13 protein-coding genes are annotated in these 16,895 nt (G+C 44.3%); 4 read left to right on the forward strand and 9 right to left on the reverse strand.

Annotation, left to right across the window (positions count from 1 at the left end; genetic code table 11):
- The first annotated feature begins 6 nt into the window (after window positions 1-6).
- Complete coding sequence (locus POW22_RS05275; protein WP_272831580.1) at window positions 7-225, forward strand: hypothetical protein; 219 nt, start codon at window positions 7-9, stop codon at window positions 223-225.
- On the opposite strand, the gene POW22_RS05280 is transcribed toward POW22_RS05275, so the two are convergent.
- From POW22_RS05280 to miaB, 9 genes are all read right to left on the reverse strand, one after another.
- Window positions 222-2,588: a hypothetical protein gene (locus POW22_RS05280; protein WP_272831581.1), complete on the reverse strand. Its 2,367-nt coding sequence runs from the start codon at window positions 2,586-2,588 to the stop codon at window positions 222-224. The two genes, POW22_RS05275 and POW22_RS05280, sit on opposite strands and share 4 nt — an antisense overlap.
- 103 nt (window positions 2,589-2,691) lie before the next feature.
- On the reverse strand, window positions 2,692-5,052 hold the full coding sequence (locus POW22_RS05285; RefSeq protein WP_272831582.1) for a hypothetical protein: 2,361 nt from the start codon (window positions 5,050-5,052) through the stop codon (window positions 2,692-2,694).
- A 157-nt stretch (window positions 5,053-5,209) separates the two neighbouring features.
- Window positions 5,210-6,841 carry a chaperonin GroEL gene (gene groL, locus POW22_RS05290; RefSeq protein WP_272831583.1) on the reverse strand — a complete coding sequence of 544 codons (1,632 nt, stop codon included), beginning with the start codon at window positions 6,839-6,841 and terminating at the stop codon, window positions 5,210-5,212.
- Window positions 6,842-6,868: 27 nt separating this feature from the next.
- The gene (locus tag POW22_RS05295; protein WP_272831584.1) at window positions 6,869-7,144 is read right to left on the reverse strand and encodes a co-chaperone GroES; all 276 of its coding nucleotides are present in this window, start codon (window positions 7,142-7,144) and stop codon (window positions 6,869-6,871) included.
- 142 nt (window positions 7,145-7,286) lie between these two features.
- Complete coding sequence (gene secG / locus POW22_RS05300; protein ID WP_272831585.1) at window positions 7,287-7,622, reverse strand: preprotein translocase subunit SecG; 336 nt, start codon at window positions 7,620-7,622, stop codon at window positions 7,287-7,289.
- Window positions 7,609-8,487 carry a hypothetical protein gene (locus tag POW22_RS05305; protein ID WP_272831586.1) on the reverse strand — a complete coding sequence of 293 codons (879 nt, stop codon included), beginning with the start codon at window positions 8,485-8,487 and terminating at the stop codon, window positions 7,609-7,611. The genes secG and POW22_RS05305 overlap by 14 nt, the downstream gene beginning before the upstream one ends.
- On the reverse strand, window positions 8,465-8,968 hold the full coding sequence (locus POW22_RS05310; protein WP_272831587.1) for an LptE family protein: 504 nt from the start codon (window positions 8,966-8,968) through the stop codon (window positions 8,465-8,467). The genes POW22_RS05305 and POW22_RS05310 overlap by 23 nt, the downstream gene beginning before the upstream one ends.
- Before the next feature lies 1 nt (window position 8,969).
- Window positions 8,970-10,250: a sigma-54 interaction domain-containing protein gene (locus tag POW22_RS05315; protein WP_272831588.1), complete on the reverse strand. Its 1,281-nt coding sequence runs from the start codon at window positions 10,248-10,250 to the stop codon at window positions 8,970-8,972.
- Window positions 10,251-10,292: 42 nt separating this feature from the next.
- Entirely contained in the window at window positions 10,293-11,738 is a 1,446-nt protein-coding gene (miaB, locus tag POW22_RS05320; RefSeq protein WP_272831589.1) for a tRNA (N6-isopentenyl adenosine(37)-C2)-methylthiotransferase MiaB, read from the reverse strand.
- A 172-nt stretch (window positions 11,739-11,910) separates the two neighbouring features.
- Here miaB and POW22_RS05325 point away from each other — a divergent pair, with 172 nt between their 5' ends.
- The 3 genes from POW22_RS05325 (at window position 11,911) to POW22_RS05335 (ending at window position 16,889) form a co-directional block, all read left to right on the forward strand.
- Entirely contained in the window at window positions 11,911-13,128 is a 1,218-nt protein-coding gene (locus POW22_RS05325) for an LVIVD repeat-containing protein (RefSeq protein ID WP_272831590.1), read from the forward strand.
- Window positions 13,129-13,237: 109 nt separating this feature from the next.
- Window positions 13,238-15,724, forward strand: a complete 2,487-nt coding sequence (gene topA, locus POW22_RS05330; RefSeq protein WP_272831591.1) for a type I DNA topoisomerase — start codon at window positions 13,238-13,240, stop codon at window positions 15,722-15,724.
- Window position 15,725: 1 nt separating this feature from the next.
- Window positions 15,726-16,889 carry a formimidoylglutamase gene (locus POW22_RS05335; protein WP_272831592.1) on the forward strand — a complete coding sequence of 388 codons (1,164 nt, stop codon included), beginning with the start codon at window positions 15,726-15,728 and terminating at the stop codon, window positions 16,887-16,889.
- Window positions 16,890-16,895 lie beyond the last annotated feature (6 nt).

A 16,895-nucleotide genomic window follows, 5' to 3' on the forward strand; every position in this document is an offset into this window, starting at 1 on the left:
TGACTTATGAAATTGACCAAACGCGTACTTCTATATGCCATGACTGTAGTGGTGACCATAGGAGCTTTTATATGGAACAATCGAGTAGAGCAATGGATGGCTACTCAAGACGACCCTGAAATGGTGGTTCGTACAGACCTTTTGGTGTTATACCCTTTGGTACTGACCTTGATCGCCATTAGCGCTTATTCGCTTTATAAAGACTATAAGCAGCGCAACTCTTAATTTGTGCCGCTTACATTGAGCAAATGGGTGGTGCTAAACGCTCTGCCCATTTGGTCAATTCCTTCTATCAATATTTTCACATTATCCTTTTCTGGGTTGGCAAAACTCAGCCCGATATTTCCCGCAAGATCAATCTCTGCTTGAGGAATCCAATGGTAGCAGCCGTAAGCTTTAAAGCTTGCCGCAGTATACTGGTATTTGGGCGTGTAAAACTCTTTGGATGAAGCATAACCTTTCTCTAGTGTAAAGGTTTTAGCAGTTTTGATCTGATTGCGCGTTTGCCACTCTCTGTTGGTAAAGACTATAAAAGTATGCACCTTCCCAGTACGGTCCGTGTAGATCTCATCCACATCCTGCAGTGAGAGCATCTCTCCAATGATGAGCGGATCATATGGCACACCGTCAACCACAACACTGGGTCGTAAAAAATTGCTGCCTCTTCCGTTGGGATTCATGACCCATTTACCAAAGACTGGCGCGGGGTTATTTTCTAAGAACACGGAATAGTAACCATAGGTGCCCATAAAGACCTTTAAGTTTCCGTAAGATCGTTCAGAAGGTGTCATTTTACGGCCATCCCAGCCTTTAAAGTAGCTTTCGTATTTCAAAGTGGGTTTCTGCACCACGACCACTTCATCGAGTTGCTCAGCATTGGCATCAAATCCAAAATTGCTAAAGCCGTCATCCAACTCACGTTTAGCAAAAGGATTGGCCGTGACCAATTCAAAATTTGATTTTAAGTCTTTAGAGGTTGGCGCTAGGCTAAAAAAGAACTGACTCTGTACGGGAAGTCCATCTTTATCAATAGCGGCTAACTCAAAGGTGGTGCCGGTTGTCCCTTTGATCTCACTGATCTCAAAATCTCCGTTCTTGTCAATTTGCACATATTGTATCTCCTTGTTGACGTTGGAGTAATACAGCAGCTGATCGGGTACATCTTTCGGATCGTTCGGACGTACATATCCCTTCAGTTTGATTCCAGGTCCGTCAAAATAGTAATCGTTTTCTGCACTGTTTTGAGAAGCTGCAAAAACGTTGCGCCATTTGTATTTACTCCATCCTTGATTGAGTAATAACAGATCCAATGCATAGTGTTTTCTACTGTTGAAATCGGTAAAATAAGCGTTGCCATCTTCGATAAATCCATTGATATATGGCTTCAAATTTTTTGACACCAAGATGTTTGGAGCGTCTTGTAGTGCCAGGGACTCATCAGAAACCACAGTGATACTCGCCGTTTTGACTTTGATGGAATCGTTCAATCTGATTTGCAATTTGCCTCTTACAGTATCTTGTTCAAACCGATTGATATTGGCTTGGATCTCACTGCTTATGCGTGTTTCTGGTTTGTAGATCAGCCGTTCTAAAACGGGTTTATTGTCTGCGGTGAAGAGCGTAAAGGTGTTCACTCCCTCAAAGAGTTTGATCGCAGGGAATACTAGCGTCAGTTCTGTATAGCCGGATTCAAATACAACCGGATATTCTCTAAAGCGCTCCCCATTCTGAATGTAGAGCTTGTACTCTTGATCACCCACCAAATTCATGGATTGCTCGTTGGTGTAAACCGTAAGCTGCACGCTGGAGTTTAAAAAGTTCTGTTGCAGGTGCATCCCTATTCCTGTTCTGTCTGCCGCGGGTAGTTGCTGAGAAACCAATTCATCCTTAAAATTGAATTGAAGAAAGTATTGCTTGTCAATTTCTGGGTTGAATACAAACTTACCCATGCCCACAGCATTGGTTCTCAATCCAGACTGTAAAACCTCTCCCTGTTCATTCACTAAAGAGATGTCTCTTACAGCAACCCCCAATCCGGTCGGGTTGATGATCTTTATTCCGTAAGTGTTTGAAGCACTGCTGAGGGCGTGTCCGCCTTCTGGCAAAATCTGAATATCTAAGACCTTATTAGCTGCTGTGGTTGATGGGGTTTCTTCTGATGGGTTCAACAAGGCAATGGGAGCCATAAAGGAATTGTCCTCAGAATAACCGTTCATGCGAGAAGTAAAGGCCTTGATATAAAGTAGCTGACCTTCTTGTTTTTGATCGATCAAAATAGAGCCGTGGGCTCTACCTTCTTTGGTCATTGTTAAAACACTGCTGATCTCTTCCCCAGATTCGTCATACAGGACCACGTTTAAGTTCGCATCCTTATCACTGAGTGAGCCGTCACTGATCTCAAAGAGGTAAGCAGAGAACCATATAGTTTCTCCTGGAAAGTATAAGTTCTTGTTTAAATGCAGATGAATGTTTTGCCTCTCAGATAAATAACTTTTAAGCGCGCCAGAGATCGCTGTTTGGTTGTCCTGTTGCTGGCCAAAGCTCAATAAAGTAAAGAGTGCTAATGCTAGTAAAGTAAAGTTTCTCATCCCCCTTGGTTTTATTTTAAAGATACGATTCACCAAGCGCTTCAGGCGTAAAACTTTATAAAAGCTAACTCGATTTGGCTGAATTTTAAGAAGTTACTTAAGCCTAATCAAGCCCGTCGATCTCAAGCGATTTGCTTATCCCTATAGGATTGCCTGCTGCGTCAAAGCCGTTGACCAGGATCAATACGTCTTGCTTTTCAGGGTTGATGAACTGAAGTTCAACACTGCCGTCTGCCTTTGGTAAGAGCTCAGGAAACCATCCCAAAGTCCCTAGAGATTTAAAACTGTCCGATTTGTAATCGTAAAGGGGTTGATAGTATTCTTTGGTAGGACTCAGGCCTTTATCGGTAAGGGTAAAACTTTTGGCCGTACTTTTTTCCTTGGCCGCCAAACTGAAATCCTCCTCCAAGAAGACCATGAAAATGTGAATTCTATTGGCCAAAACGTTGTTTACACTCCGTTCAGGGCGCTTCACATAGATCTCCGCAACATCTTGCATACTTATCGCATCCATGGCAAAACCAACAGGGTAGTCCTGTCCGTTGATGATCACCACAGGAGAGACCTCCACAAAACCTCCTTTTGGAGTGGTGGTAAGATTTACCATGCCGCCTCCCTTCCGATAGTAACCGTAGGTACCGATAAAATTTCCCAGATTACCACGTGATTTCTCACCGTTGTCAATCACTCGTGCGTCCCAACCGCGAAAGGACTGTTCATATTTAAGTTTTTTGGCCGTGATAACCACCTCGTCTAAGCGTTCGGCCTCTGGGTCAAAGCCCGTATAATAGAGATCATTGTCCGCGCTGTATTTGATAAAGGGATTAATTCCAGCTATTCCAAAAGGGCTTTTCAGGTCTAAGTGCGTGGGAGAAAGCGTATAAAAGAACTGACAATCCAAGGGTTTACCTGTATTGTCCATAGCGGCTAATTCAAAAGTGGTACCGCGAACGGCTTTGATGTTGTTCACCTCAAATTTCCCTTTAGCATCTATGGGTACGTATTGCACCTGCTCATTTTCTTTAGAATAGAACAACAATTGCTCAGCTTGGGTCCCTTCTGGTGCTCGTAAATACCCTTTTAAGCTAATTCCAGGGCCGTTGTAGTAATAATCCGTCTCTGGTTTTTGGTTGAATATATTGCGCCATTTATACTTGCTCCAGCCTTGATTGAGTAATACGAGATCTAAGGCATACCATTTTTGTGCAGATGGATCAGTAAAGTAGTAATTGGGTTGTTCCAAATGTCCTTTAATATAGGGTAAGACCAAACTTGAAGCGTAGATATTGGGCAGTTGCTGTGCTGCTAGCGTTTCTGCAGGTAGAACGGAAATACTGGTTTGTGTCCAATGCTCTGTTTTTGCCGCGTTGAGCTTAAGTGTGAGCTTGGTAGAGTCTAATCGATGTTCACTTTCGCTGATGAGTTCCGGTAGGGCTTTAAAACTTCCGCTATTGAAAATCAATCGCTCCAAAAGCGGTTCATTGGTGGAATTAAAAAGCGTTATGGTGTTGACTCCCGGGTAGAGCTTTTGTTTTGGGATCGTGAGGCTGAGTTCATTGTAGCCATTCTCAAACTTGACAAAGTAGATCTGACTTTTACTGGCTTTGTGCACCACCAGTTTGAGGCTGTCGTTTTGAATAAATGGTAAGGATTGCTCGTTGGTGTAGACCCGCGCTTGCAAGTCACCACGTACATAGTTTTGATCAATGCGCATTCCAATTCCTCGGGCTAAGGCTTCAGGCAGTGCTTTTTCTACAAGATTTCCATTGTAGTTGAACTGTAGCTGATAGCTCTGATTTGCTCGAGGGGTAAACACAAATTTGGCCATACCAAAGCTGTTGGTTTGCAGGTCTTTAAGCAGGGTGTTTCCTTGGGTGTCTGTGATGGCAATTCCACCAACACGAACCCCCAAACCACGTGCATCTAAGATCTTTATTCCATAATTGTTGGCTACTTCCACTAAGGGATATCCACCCTCCGGCAGAATTTGAATGTCTAGTGCTTTTTGCTCTTCATTATTAGTTACTGATGACTCATTGCCCATGAGTTCAACGGTAGCCAAAAAGGAGTCATCCTCATAATAGCCATTCATTTCAGCGGTATATGCTTTGAGATGCAAAACGCTTCCGGTTTGCTTAGGGCTGATCAAAAATTCTCCATCGGCCTGTCCGTTCTCAGTGATCAAAAGGGTAGTGGCTAAGACCGCTCCGTTTTCATCCAGTAGGGCAACGTTCAAATTGGTCTGTTCTTGACTGATCTTCCCGCTTTCTTGATCAAAGAGATAAGCGGAGAACCAAATGGACTCGCCCGTGAAATAACGGTCTTTATTAAGGTGGAGGTGAATGGTCTTTCTGGCGTCCAAATAGGTGCTCAATCCTTGAGCAATAGGATCGGTTTGTTCCTCTTTTTGAGCTTGAACGCTGAGGAAAAAAATCAGCAATGCGAATGTAAGTAGCTTTCTCATAGCATTTTATTACAAGATACAACGCGCGGTACTTTTCAGGCGTAAAACTTTATAAAAGCTAACTCGATTTTTGTGCTTGAGCTGCAATTCCATCCGCAGTAAAACAAAAAAAGCGCCTCCAAATGGAGACGCTTTTTAAAATTTATGATGTGATGGCTTACATCATGCCTGGCATTCCGCCGCCGCCCATTGGAGGCATAGCTGGAGCATCTTCTTTGATATCTACCAAGGCACATTCTGTAGTAAGGATCATTCCTGCCACAGAAGAAGCGTTCTCTAAAGCGATACGCGTTACCTTCTTAGGATCAATGATTCCTTCTTTAAGCATGTCCACATAAGTATCATTTTTGGCGTTGTAACCAAAGGCTTTTTTGCCTTCCATTACTTTGCTCACTACTACAGAACCTTCACCGCCGGCGTTTTCTACGATCTGACGCAATGGCTCTTCAATAGCACGAGCGATGATCTGAATACCAGTAGTTTCATCCAAGTTCTCTGTGGTAAGCTTGTCCAATACTTTCTTAGCGCGTACCAAGGCTACACCACCTCCGGCAACGATTCCTTCTTCTACCGCTGCGCGCGTAGCGTGAAGTGCATCATCCACACGATCTTTCTTTTCTTTCATTTCAACCTCAGAGGCAGCTCCTACGTAAAGTACAGCTACACCGCCAGCCAATTTGGCCAAACGCTCTTGAAGCTTTTCACGGTCGTAATCGCTTGTGGTAGTTTCGATCTGAGATTTGATCTGATTCACACGTGCTTTGATGTCTGCTTTTTTACCAGCACCATTCACGATAGTTGTGTTGTCCTTGTCAATAGTTACGGTCTCTGCAGTACCTAACATATCGATAGTCGCATTCTCAAGAGTGAATCCGCGCTCTTCAGAGATCACGGTTCCTCCAGTTAGGATAGCGATATCTTCTAGCATTGCTTTTCTGCGGTCTCCGAAACCTGGAGCTTTAACAGCAGCGATCTTTAAAGATCCGCGCAATTTGTTCACTACTAGCGTAGCTAGTGCTTCTCCGTCAACATCTTCTGCGATGATAAGTAGCGTACGGCTCTGTTGTGCGATAGGCTCTAGCACAGGCAGTAGATCCTTCATAGAAGAGATCTTTTTGTCACAAAGCAAGATCATTGGGTTTTCCAACTCCGCGTTCATTTTGTCGCTGTTAGTCACAAAATATGGAGAAAGGTATCCGCGGTCAAACTGCATACCTTCTACAACGTCCACATAAGTTTCCGTTCCTTTGGCTTCTTCAACAGTGATCACGCCTTCTTTACCAACTTTTCCAAAAGCCTCAGCGATCAGTTCTCCAATTACAGGGTCGTTATTGGCAGAGATCGATGCTACTTGCATGATCTTTTCGCTTGAGCTTCCCACTTTGGTAGATTGTTTTTCTAGATCAGCGGTTAAAGCCTCTACAGCCTTGTCAATTCCGCGTTTTAGGTCCATTGGGTTTGCACCTGCAGCTACGTTCTTAAGTCCTTCTTTCACGATCGCTTGGGCAAGAACGGTTGCGGTAGTGGTTCCGTCACCGGCTAGATCGTTGGTTTTGGAGGCAACCTCTTTTACCATTTGTGCTCCCATGTTCTCAAGAGCATCTTCCAATTCAACTTCTTTGGCTACAGTTACTCCGTCTTTAGTGACTTGTGGAGCGCCAAAGGACTTGCTGATGATCACATTACGACCTTTTGGTCCTAAGGTTACCTTCACTGCATTGGCTAGCGCGTCAACACCGCGTTTGATGCTGTCTCTTGCTTCAATATCAAATTTTATATCTTTTGCCATTGTCTTGGTTCTTTAGATTATTGTGGATTAGATAATTGCTAAAATGTCGTCCTCACGCATGATCAAATAATCACGGCCGTCCAACTTGAGTTCGCTACCTGAATACTTTCCGTAGAGCACAGTATCACCAACTTGTACGGTCATATCGTGATCTTTTTTGCCTTTCCCAACAGCAACTACTTTTCCTTGCTGTGGCTTTTCTTTGGCAGAATCAGGAATGTAGATACCCGATGCAGTTTTGGTCTCGGCCTCTTGTGGTTCAATCAAAACCCGGTCAGCCAGGGGTTGAATATTTAAGCCCATATCTATTTGTGTTTTTTTGGTTTAATAAAAATTACGCTTGCCTTAAGGCAGAAATTGTGCCATTGGAATTCTCCCTGACACAATGCAAAAAAAAATGCCAGCTTGTCATAAAAGCTGGCATTTCAATATTGTTGTTCAGAGTTTACTGCTCATCTGTCTGCACTGGAGAACCGTCTGTGGCAGGAAGTTCCGTTTGCGCAGGTGCATCACCGTCAATTGCTTTAGACTCTCCCAATCCACCGCCACCGGCAATTGGAATGTTAGAAAGCAGGATCAATGCTAAAAGCAGTACAGCCAAAGTCCAAGTACTCTTGTCTAGGAAGTCTCCGGTCTTTTTTACACCACCGATCTGCTGACCGCCTCCGCCTCCGAAAGTTGAAGATAGTCCGCCACCTTTTGGGTTCTGTACCATTACTACAACTACGAGTAGGAATGCAATTAAGATGATCAGGATCAGAAATATATTAAACGCTGTCATTGTCTTTTGAATTTTGGGCCATTATTTTCTTTATCGCCCGAATTTGGTCTGCAAAGAAACCACTTTTTTCGGGATTTTTCAAACTTAAAATTTTGTAAGCTTGAATGGCTTTTTTATAGTTTTTCTGTTGAAGGTAAACCTTGGCTAAAGTCTCTGTCATCAAGGCGTCAGAAGACTTTGTAAAAGGTTTGGCCAGATTCTTTGAAGAGCGCGCTTCTTCTTGCGGATCGATCTTTGGGCTGTTGCTCAAAAAGGCATCGATGAGCTTAAAGCGTTCTTCTTTAGGATCAGGCGATGAGGTTTCACTCATTTCATCTTCGCGCTCCACAGGTTGAACCTGGGATAGTTGCAACCAAATGGCAAAGGAATGTTTGTCTTCCTTTTTGAATTCCAAAAGCTCGTCTTCCACCTTTTTCAAAGGTTCTGGCGAACCGACCTTCAAAAAAAGATCGGGGTCTAAAACCGCTTTGGCCTTTTGGAGTTCGGTTTTGAGTTTTTGTTCGAGCTCAAGTGGCGAAGCGCTGACCTCCTCGGCATCTACCAATTCAATCTCGTTCAAATTGGTATGTTGGTGTTTGATCTTGTGGGCTACCTCGTCTTGGGCGAATACTTCAGAGGTGATGTAGTCGAATAAAATGGAACGATCCGTAGTATGCGCAGCCGTACGTTTTAAGGCCTCGTTGTATTTGTAGCTTCCACTATTCTTCAAGGCTTTGAGTTGAAGGGCTCGCGCTGCTTGAAAATAGGGGAAGTCTTGCAATAACTCATCGAGCTGCTGCTGATGGGCTGCTGTGACTTCTGCCGGTCGCTGGGTGAGGTATGTAAATTCTTGTGTGTTCAAATTACCAACGTGCCAAAGTAGCATTAAAAATATCTTGAGTCAATCGCAAGTAGATCTCATCGATCACATCATCACGTCTAGACCCCGTAAGGTTGGCGTCCCCGTCAAAATCAAAATAAAAGCTGAAGCGCTGCTGCAGGTCCTTAGTGTCGTCTGTTTTGTTGTAAAATCGCACTTGTACAGAAATCGTCAATCGGTTTTGTGCCGCGGTGTTCTGCGCAGTCGCAGTAATTGGTGCGATATAGTATTGCACGATCTCTCCTTCATAGGTCAGATCGGCATTGGAGGTAACCAATTCCAAACTGGTTTGGTTCACAATAAGGTCTTGCAGGTCGTTGGTGAACTTCAAATCGATCCCAGGTTCAATGATGGCCGCCTGATTCTGGAAGAAATTCACTTGAAAGGTCTTAGCATTACCCACATCGGCCCCCGTAAAGGAGTAATATTTACAGCTGTTAAAACTCAAACTCACTGCTAAAAGCAATACCCATTGAACTATCCGCATCTTATAAATTGTATTGTTTGATTTTACGGTAGAGGGTACGCTCGGAGATGCCTAATTCTTCTGCGGCAGCTTTGCGTTTACCGTTGTATTTTTCTAATGATTTTTTGATCAGTTCCAGTTCTTTTTCTTGAAGCGAGAGGGTCTCTTCTTCCTGAATGTCCTCTGCGAAGTGGTATTTGTCCTCCGTGTTGGTCACCGCTGGAGTATCGTTATATCCAATGACTTCTACGTCACTAGGAACAATGAGTTCGCGTCTTGCCGGAACTGACTCTGCGTAGGTTTCTTCAGCCTCGTCATCCGCATAGATCTTGTTGATCAGTCCAGAATGTTCGCGTTGCACGGTCTCTGAGTCGTCATTGCGAAGTAACTCTAAAGTCAACTTCTTGAGATCGTTCACATCGCGCTGCATATCAAAAAGTACCTTGTACAAGATCTCGCGTTCTGAAGCAAAATCACTTTCTGACTTTTTATTGTTGATCACTGCAGGCAAATTGCTGCCTACGTCAGGTAAATAACCTCTCAACGTTTCGTAGCTGATCTCGCGATCTTGTTCCAATACAGAGATCTGTTCTGCGATATTTCTAAGCTGACGAATGTTTCCTCCCCAACGGTATTTGAGCAACAACTGCGTGGCCTGTTCATCCAAACGAATGGTGGGCATTTTGTATTTCTGAGCAAAATCCGTAGCAAACTTTCTAAAGAGCAAATGAATGTCCTCTGAGCGTTCGCGCAAGGGCGGTAAGCCGATCTCCACCGTGCTTAATCGGTAGTAAAGATCTTCTCTAAATTTTCCTTTGGCAATGGCATCGGACATGTCCACATTCGTCGCAGCAACGATACGTACGTCAGTTTTTTGGGTCTTGGAGGAACCTACTTTTAAGAATTCTCCGTTTTCCAAAACACGCAACAGACGCACTTGGGTGGGTAGGGGTAATTCCCCAACTTCATCCAAGAAGATGGTTCCCCCATCGGCTACTTCAAAGTAACCGCTACGCGTAGCAGTGGCTCCGGTAAAGGCTCCTTTTTCGTGTCCAAAAAGTTCTGAATCTATAGTTCCTTCTGGAATCGCTCCACAGTTTACAGCAATGTATTTTCCGTGTTTTCTGTGCGAGAGCGAATGTATGATCTTTGGAATACTTTCTTTACCAACACCACTTTCTCCCGTCACCAATACCGAAATGTCGGTAGGGGCCACCTGAATGGCCTTTTCAATGGCGCGGTTGAGCTTGGCATCGTTACCGATGATCCCAAATCGCTGTTTTGTGGCTTGTATTGATTCCATAATAATTCCCATGCAAATGGGAAACTTTTAATTGTTAGTTCTCTATTGATTCTCGCTATATCCAACTGCCTCGCCTAAAAGCGTGGTACTGGTACAGTCGTTGATCTTTACCATTACAAAATCCCCAACCTTATAGTCTTCTTTTGGGAATACTGCAACGGTATTTTGTGAGGTTCGACCGCTCCAATGGGCGTCACTTCTGCGAGATTCCTTTTCAATTAGGATCTCCACAGTCTTGCCCACAAAGTTTTTGGTGCGGTAGGCAGAATGCTTTTGCTGCATGTCAATGATCTCCGTTAGGCGACGTTTTTTAACGGCTTCCGGGATATCGTCCTCCATTTTGCGCGCAGCCATAGTGCCTGGGCGTTCTGAGTAGATGAACATAAAGCCAAAGTCGTATTTGACGTATTCCATTAGGCTCAGAGTATCTTGATGGTCTTCTTCAGTCTCTGTAGGGAAACCGGCTATCATGTCTTGAGAGATTCCGCAGTCGGGAATGATCTCACGCACCTTATCAATAAGCGCCATATACTCTTCTCGAGTATGCTGACGGTTCATTTCCTTTAATATTCTAGTGCTTCCGCTTTGTACCGGCAGGTGAATATAATTACAGATGTTTCTGTGCTCAGCCATGGCGTGTAGCACATCTTCTGTCATGTCCTGCGGATTCGATGTAGAGAAACGTATGCGCAATTTAGGCTGAGCCGTGGCTACCATTCTAAGGAGTTTGGCGAAGTCCGTGGCCGTAGCCTGTTGCATAGGACTGGCCTTTTTGAAATCCTTTTTCAATCCGCCACCATACCAGAGGTAACTGTCCACGTTCTGTCCTAGAAGGGTGATCTCTTTATAGCCTTTGGCTGCTAGATCATTCACCTCGTCTAAAATACTTTTAGGGTCTCTACTGCGTTCGCGTCCGCGCGTGAATGGGACTACACAGAAGGTACACATATTGTCGCAGCCTCTTGTAATGCTTACAAAGGCAGTCACTCCATTTCCTCCTAAACGAACCGGAGTAATGTCTCCGTAAGTCTCTTCTTTAGAAAGGATAACGTTAACGGCTTCGCGGCCGTCATCAACCTCTGCAATAAGGTTAGGAAGGTCTTTATAGGCATCCGGTCCCACCACGAGGTCCACAATTTTCTCTTCTTCCAAGAACTTGCTCTTAAGGCGTTCGGCCATACAGCCCAAAACGCCAACCTTCATGCCTGGGTTTATCTTTTTAACCGCGTTGTATTTTTCCAAACGCTTGCGAACCGTTTGTTCTGCTTTGTCTCTAATACTACAGGTATTCACCAAAACCAGATCGGCATCTTCTAGGTTCTGCGTGGTGTTGAAGCCTTCTTTGGCAAGTATAGAGGCCACGATCTCACTATCGCTAAAATTCATTTGACAGCCGTAGCTCTCAATGAACAGTTTGCGCGAGTTTGCGGTGGTTCCTTCGGTCATTAGGGTTGTTCCCTGCTTGTTTTCGTCTATGATCTTCTCCATGATTGGGTACGGCCCTTTTGGGTATCAATTAGTGTGCAAAGATAGGATTTAATCCAAATTATGACAAAGTGTCAGGGCGCTAAATCCTTCACAAATAATCATAAATTGAACGCAACGTTTTAGATGACGTTGCGTCTAGAAATAAAATAGACTGCTAATCAAACACCACCTAATGAAAAAGTTACTTTTAGTTTTTGTTCTCGCGGCGCTGTGGAGCTGCTCTGATGACACCTACACAGAAGAGGTGCTTATTGCCACTCCTGTGACTACCACAATCGCCGATTTTAGAGCCAGTGTAGGCCCTGGACCGGTGCAACAGATCTCAGAATCTGGTAAGATCTACGCATACCAAGAGTATGTTCTGGTCAACGATAAATACAAGGGGATCCATATTATTGACAATAGTGATCCCGCCAATCCATCTAAGATCGGGTTTTTAAACATCCCGGGAAATGTGGATATGGCTATAAAAAATGATATTCTTTATGCGGATAGCTGGTTGGATCTCTATGTATTTGACTTTAGCAATCCTGCAAGTCCTACTTTAATCAATAGGCTAGAAGAAGTCCTGCCCAAGCGCACTCCAGACTTTGAAGGCAATATTTGGGAAGTAAATTACAGTGAATACGATCCCGACTCAGAAGTTATTGTAGCCTGGGAGTACAGAACAGAGCTGCGTCAATTTGATCGTGGAGACGAAGCTACGATAGACGTGCTTTCCTCAGATTCTGGTGGACAAACTGGTACTGGAGGTTCTTTAGCGCGATTCAATATCACGGGTGATTACCTATATGTCGTAGACTCTTTTAGAATCTTCTCTTTTGATATCAGCAATTTAGACAATCCTCAGCGCAGAGGCGAGACCTTAGTAGATGCTGCTGTGGAAACCATCTTTAGCGATGGTGATTACTTATATATAGGTAGCCCTATTGGAATGTTTATTTATGGCCTGACTGATCCGGGAGATCCGTTTTATCTTTCTCAAGTGACACACATCACCGGTTGTGACCCTGTAGTGGTTCAAGGCGACATTGCCTACGTGACCGTACGCGGTGGTAATTGGTGTGGACAACCCGATAGTCTATTAGATGTGGTAGATGTGAGTGATCGCTCTAATCCATTCATCATAAAATCAGAAACCATGAATGAGCCTTATGGGCTAGGAGTGAAAGGAGATCGACTTTATGTGAGTGATGGGAGCTTTGGTTTGGCGGTTTATGATATCAGTGATCCGCTAGAGGCTTTTCGTATCATTACCTATAACGACTTAGAAATTTTTGATGTTATTCCGATGGAGCAATGGATCATTATGATCGGGAATAATACCTTATATAATTATGAGTATACCGATGAAGGAATCGGTCTAATTGCAAGTTTTAGTTTAAATTAATTTCGCTTTAAATTCCTTCTAAAAGCCCTGTTTTACGCGGGGCTTTTTTAATGCGGAAATACCAGTAAAAAAAATTTGCGCTACTTTTGTAGCCCAAATAAAAAGATATATGGCGAAGAATTTGGTTATTGTGGAGTCTCCTGCAAAGGCCAAAACGATTGAGAAGTTTCTTGGAAAAGAGTACAAGGTTGCTTCGAGTTTTGGACACATTGTGGACCTTCCGTCCAAGGAGTTAGGAGTAGATGTTGAGGGCGATTTTAAGCCGAAATATGTCGTTCCTTCAGATAAGAAGAAATTGGTCAAAGAGCTCAAAGACATGGCTGCCAAGGCAGAGATCGTATGGCTGGCCAGTGATGAGGATCGAGAAGGAGAGGCCATTGCTTGGCACTTGTTTGAGTCTTTAGGGCTTACAGAAGACAAGACCAAGCGCATCGTATTTCACGAGATCACCAAATCTGCCATTCTAAAGGCCATTGCCAATCCGCGTTCCATTGATTACAACTTAGTAAACGCACAACAGGCGCGTCGCGTCTTGGACCGTTTGGTGGGTTATGAGATCTCACCCGTACTTTGGAGAAAAGTAAAAGGCGGACTTTCTGCGGGACGTGTACAATCTGTTTCTGTTAGACTTATCGTTGAGCGCGAACGCGAGATCATGGATTTCAACCCTGTGGCTTCTTATCGTGTGGATGCGATGTTTGAAACCGCAGAGGGTAAAAGTGTAAAAGCCAAGTTGCCACAGAACTTTGACAGTTCAGAAGCAGCGAACGCCTTTTTGCAAAAGAACCTCAATGCAGATTTCTCCATTGCCAGCTTGACTAAAAAGCCAGCGAAGAAATCTCCAGCGGCTCCTTTTACCACTTCAACCTTGCAACAGGAAGCCTCGCGTAAGTTGTATTTCTCGGTGAGTAAAACGATGACCTTGGCCCAACGCTTGTATGAAGCGGGACTCATTACTTATATGAGAACGGACAGTGTAAACCTTTCTGAGGAAGCCAAGTCCGCAGCGCAACAAGAGATCAGCAAATCATACGGGGAGGAGTATTCCAAACCGCGTAATTATAAAGGTAAAGCCAAAGGTGCTCAAGAGGCGCACGAGGCCATTCGTCCAACAGATATGTCGCGTCACGCGGTAGATATCGATAGAGATCAGGCGCGTTTGTACGAACTGATCTGGAAACGTACCATTGCTTCCCAGATGAGTGATGCGCAATTGGAGCGCACCCAAGTGAAGATCGCTGCCAATACGCATAGCGAACTTTTCAGTGCAAACGGGGAGATGATCAAGTTCGATGGATTCCTAAAAGTCTACTTAGAAGGTATTGATGACGATGAGGAAGAACAAGACGGAATGCTTCCTGCATTAGCGGAAGGCGATACCCTAGGAAACAAATACATTACCGCCACTGAACGCTTTACACGTCCGCCGTATCGTTATACAGAAGCATCTTTGGTAAAGAAGTTAGAAGAACTCGGCATTGGTCGTCCTTCTACTTATGCGCCAACCATCTCGACCATTCAAAACAGAAACTATGTGGAGAAAGGTACCGTAGATGGGAGCGAACGCAAATACGAACAGATCACACTAAAAGACGGAAAGATTGTTTCTAAGGAACTCTCGGAAATGGTCGGTTCTGATAAAGGTAAGCTCGTGCCTACGGATATCGGAATCATTGTGAACGACTTTTTGGTGGATCACTTTGACAATATTGTAGACTACAACTTTACCGCAAAGGTAGAGGAGGACTTTGATCAGATCGCCGATGGCGACGAGAAGTGGACGGAAATGATGCGAGATTTCTACAAAGGTTTCCATCCGCAGGTAAAAGATGTGGCAGAGAATGCCGAACGCGAAAGCGGGGAGCGTATCCTCGGAACGCACCCGGATACCGGGAAGACCATTTTGGTGCGCTTGGGTAAATTCGGCCCAATGGCTCAGATTGGAGCTCCAGATGATGAAGAGAAGCAGTTTGCAAGCTTAAGGCCAGATCAGCAGCTAACCACCATTACCTTAGAGGAGACTTTGGATCTCTTTAAGTTGCCAAAGGATCTCGGCCTGTATGAAGGTGAAGACGTTCAAGTCAACAACGGTCGTTATGGCCCTTATGTGCGTTTTGGAAAACAGTTCATCTCCTTACCAAAAGGACAAGATCCTTTAGACGTATCCTTGGATGATGCCATCGAACTCATTGAGGCTAAGAAAAAAGCAGACGCTCCTATATATATGTATCAAGACATGCCTGTGCAAAAAGGCAAGGGTCGATTTGGACCGTTCATCAAATGGAGTGGCATGTTTATCAACGTGAACAAGAAGTACGACTTTGACAACTTGAGCGGGGAAGACATTGAGACCCTCATTGAAGACAAGTTGCAAAAAGAGCGTGACAAACTCATTCACGATTGGGAAGATGCAGGCATTCGTTTAGAGAAAGCCCGTTGGGGACGTTTCAATTTGATCAAAGGTAAAACCAAGATCGAATTGCCAAAAACCACTAAGGCTCAAGAAATGACCTTGGAAGAGGCAGAAGCTATTCTAGAGAAACAAGCTCCTAAAAAGAAGAAGACCACCAAACGCAAAGCAGCCGCCAAGAAGTAAGATGACAGATTTTTTAAGTCCGGTCAGTAAAGCCGTATTAGCCCACAGAGAATTGTTGCCCGAGAATTCTTTGGGCGCCAAAATGCGTATTCACAGTCCCGGAACTGCTTTTCCTGATCTCAGCGGATGTGAGCTGGCAATCATCGGGGTGCAGGAGAATCGTCGTTCTACAGACTTTGTCGGGCGGGCAGTATCTTTTGATAATATTCGCAAAGCCCTATACGGTCTCTATCCGGGCAGCTGGCACGTACAGCTGGCGGACCTGGGAGACATCATGCCGGGGGAGAGCGTTGAGGATACCTACTTTGCTCTGCGTCAAGTGGTGCTTGAACTGCATCAGCAAAACATTATACCTATACTATTAGGAGGAAGCCAGGATCTGGTTTACGCCAACTACCGCGCCTATGACGACCGCGGAGCCATGGTCAATATGGTCAATGTGGACTCCCGATTTGATCTGGGCGATGCAGACCTGCCCATCACCAATAAGTCATATATAGGTAAGATGGTGGTAGACAAGCCGTATAACTTATTCAATTACGCCAATATTGGGTATCAGACTTATTTTAATTCTGCGGATGAGATCGATCTTATTGAGCGGCTTTATTTTGAAGCCTATCGATTGGGATCTGTGGCTGCGGATATATCCTCGGTAGAACCTATTATGCGTGATGCCGATATTGTAGCGGTAGATATCTCCGCAATTAAAAGTACAGAACTCACTCATGACTACGGCTATATGCCAAATGGTTTTGACGGACGTGAAATTTGCGCCATTGCCCGTTATGCCGGAATCAGTAATCGGGTGAGCTCTTTCGGGATCTATGAATTGGAAGGCAATAGAGAGGCCGAACGCGCTGCCATGCTCATCGCTCAGATGGTCTGGTATTTTGCAGAAGGGGTGAATTACCGTATCGATGACGGTAATTTTACCAATGAAAGCGAATATCTCACCTATACCGTTCCTGTTGAAGATCAGACCTTGCGCTTTAAAAAGAGCAAAAAAACGGGTAGATGGTGGATAGAATTGCCATTTATTTCAAATGTTAATAATAAATTAAAAAGACATACGTTATTACCATGCACGTACCGCGATTATGAGGACGCCTGTAATCAGAAAATCCCCGAACGTTGGTACAAGGCAAGACGCAAAAACGAAGTATAACAGACG

Origin of the sequence: Gilvibacter sediminis, from assembly GCF_028561565.1 — a bacterium.
In the GTDB taxonomy this organism is placed as follows: domain Bacteria; phylum Bacteroidota; class Bacteroidia; order Flavobacteriales; family Flavobacteriaceae; genus Gilvibacter; species Gilvibacter sediminis.

Coding starts and splice junctions, on each gene's coding strand:
- POW22_RS05310 (WP_272831587.1), bottom strand. CDS start 8,968: ATGCGGATAGTTCAATGGGTATTGCTTTTAGCAGTGAGTTTGAGTTTT.
- POW22_RS05335 (WP_272831592.1), top strand. CDS start 15,726: ATGACAGATTTTTTAAGTCCGGTCAGTAAAGCCGTATTAGCCCACAGA.
- POW22_RS05285 (WP_272831582.1), bottom strand. CDS start 5,052: ATGAGAAAGCTACTTACATTCGCATTGCTGATTTTTTTCCTCAGCGTT.
- miaB (WP_272831589.1), bottom strand. CDS start 11,738: ATGGAGAAGATCATAGACGAAAACAAGCAGGGAACAACCCTAATGACC.
- secG (WP_272831585.1), bottom strand. CDS start 7,622: ATGACAGCGTTTAATATATTTCTGATCCTGATCATCTTAATTGCATTC.
- groL (WP_272831583.1), bottom strand. CDS start 6,841: ATGGCAAAAGATATAAAATTTGATATTGAAGCAAGAGACAGCATCAAA.
- POW22_RS05280 (WP_272831581.1), bottom strand. CDS start 2,588: ATGAGAAACTTTACTTTACTAGCATTAGCACTCTTTACTTTATTGAGC.
- POW22_RS05325 (WP_272831590.1), top strand. CDS start 11,911: ATGAAAAAGTTACTTTTAGTTTTTGTTCTCGCGGCGCTGTGGAGCTGC.
- topA (WP_272831591.1), top strand. CDS start 13,238: ATGGCGAAGAATTTGGTTATTGTGGAGTCTCCTGCAAAGGCCAAAACG.
- POW22_RS05275 (WP_272831580.1), top strand. CDS start 7: ATGAAATTGACCAAACGCGTACTTCTATATGCCATGACTGTAGTGGTG.
- POW22_RS05295 (WP_272831584.1), bottom strand. CDS start 7,144: ATGGGCTTAAATATTCAACCCCTGGCTGACCGGGTTTTGATTGAACCA.
- POW22_RS05305 (WP_272831586.1), bottom strand. CDS start 8,487: ATGCTACTTTGGCACGTTGGTAATTTGAACACACAAGAATTTACATAC.
- POW22_RS05315 (WP_272831588.1), bottom strand. CDS start 10,250: ATGGAATCAATACAAGCCACAAAACAGCGATTTGGGATCATCGGTAAC.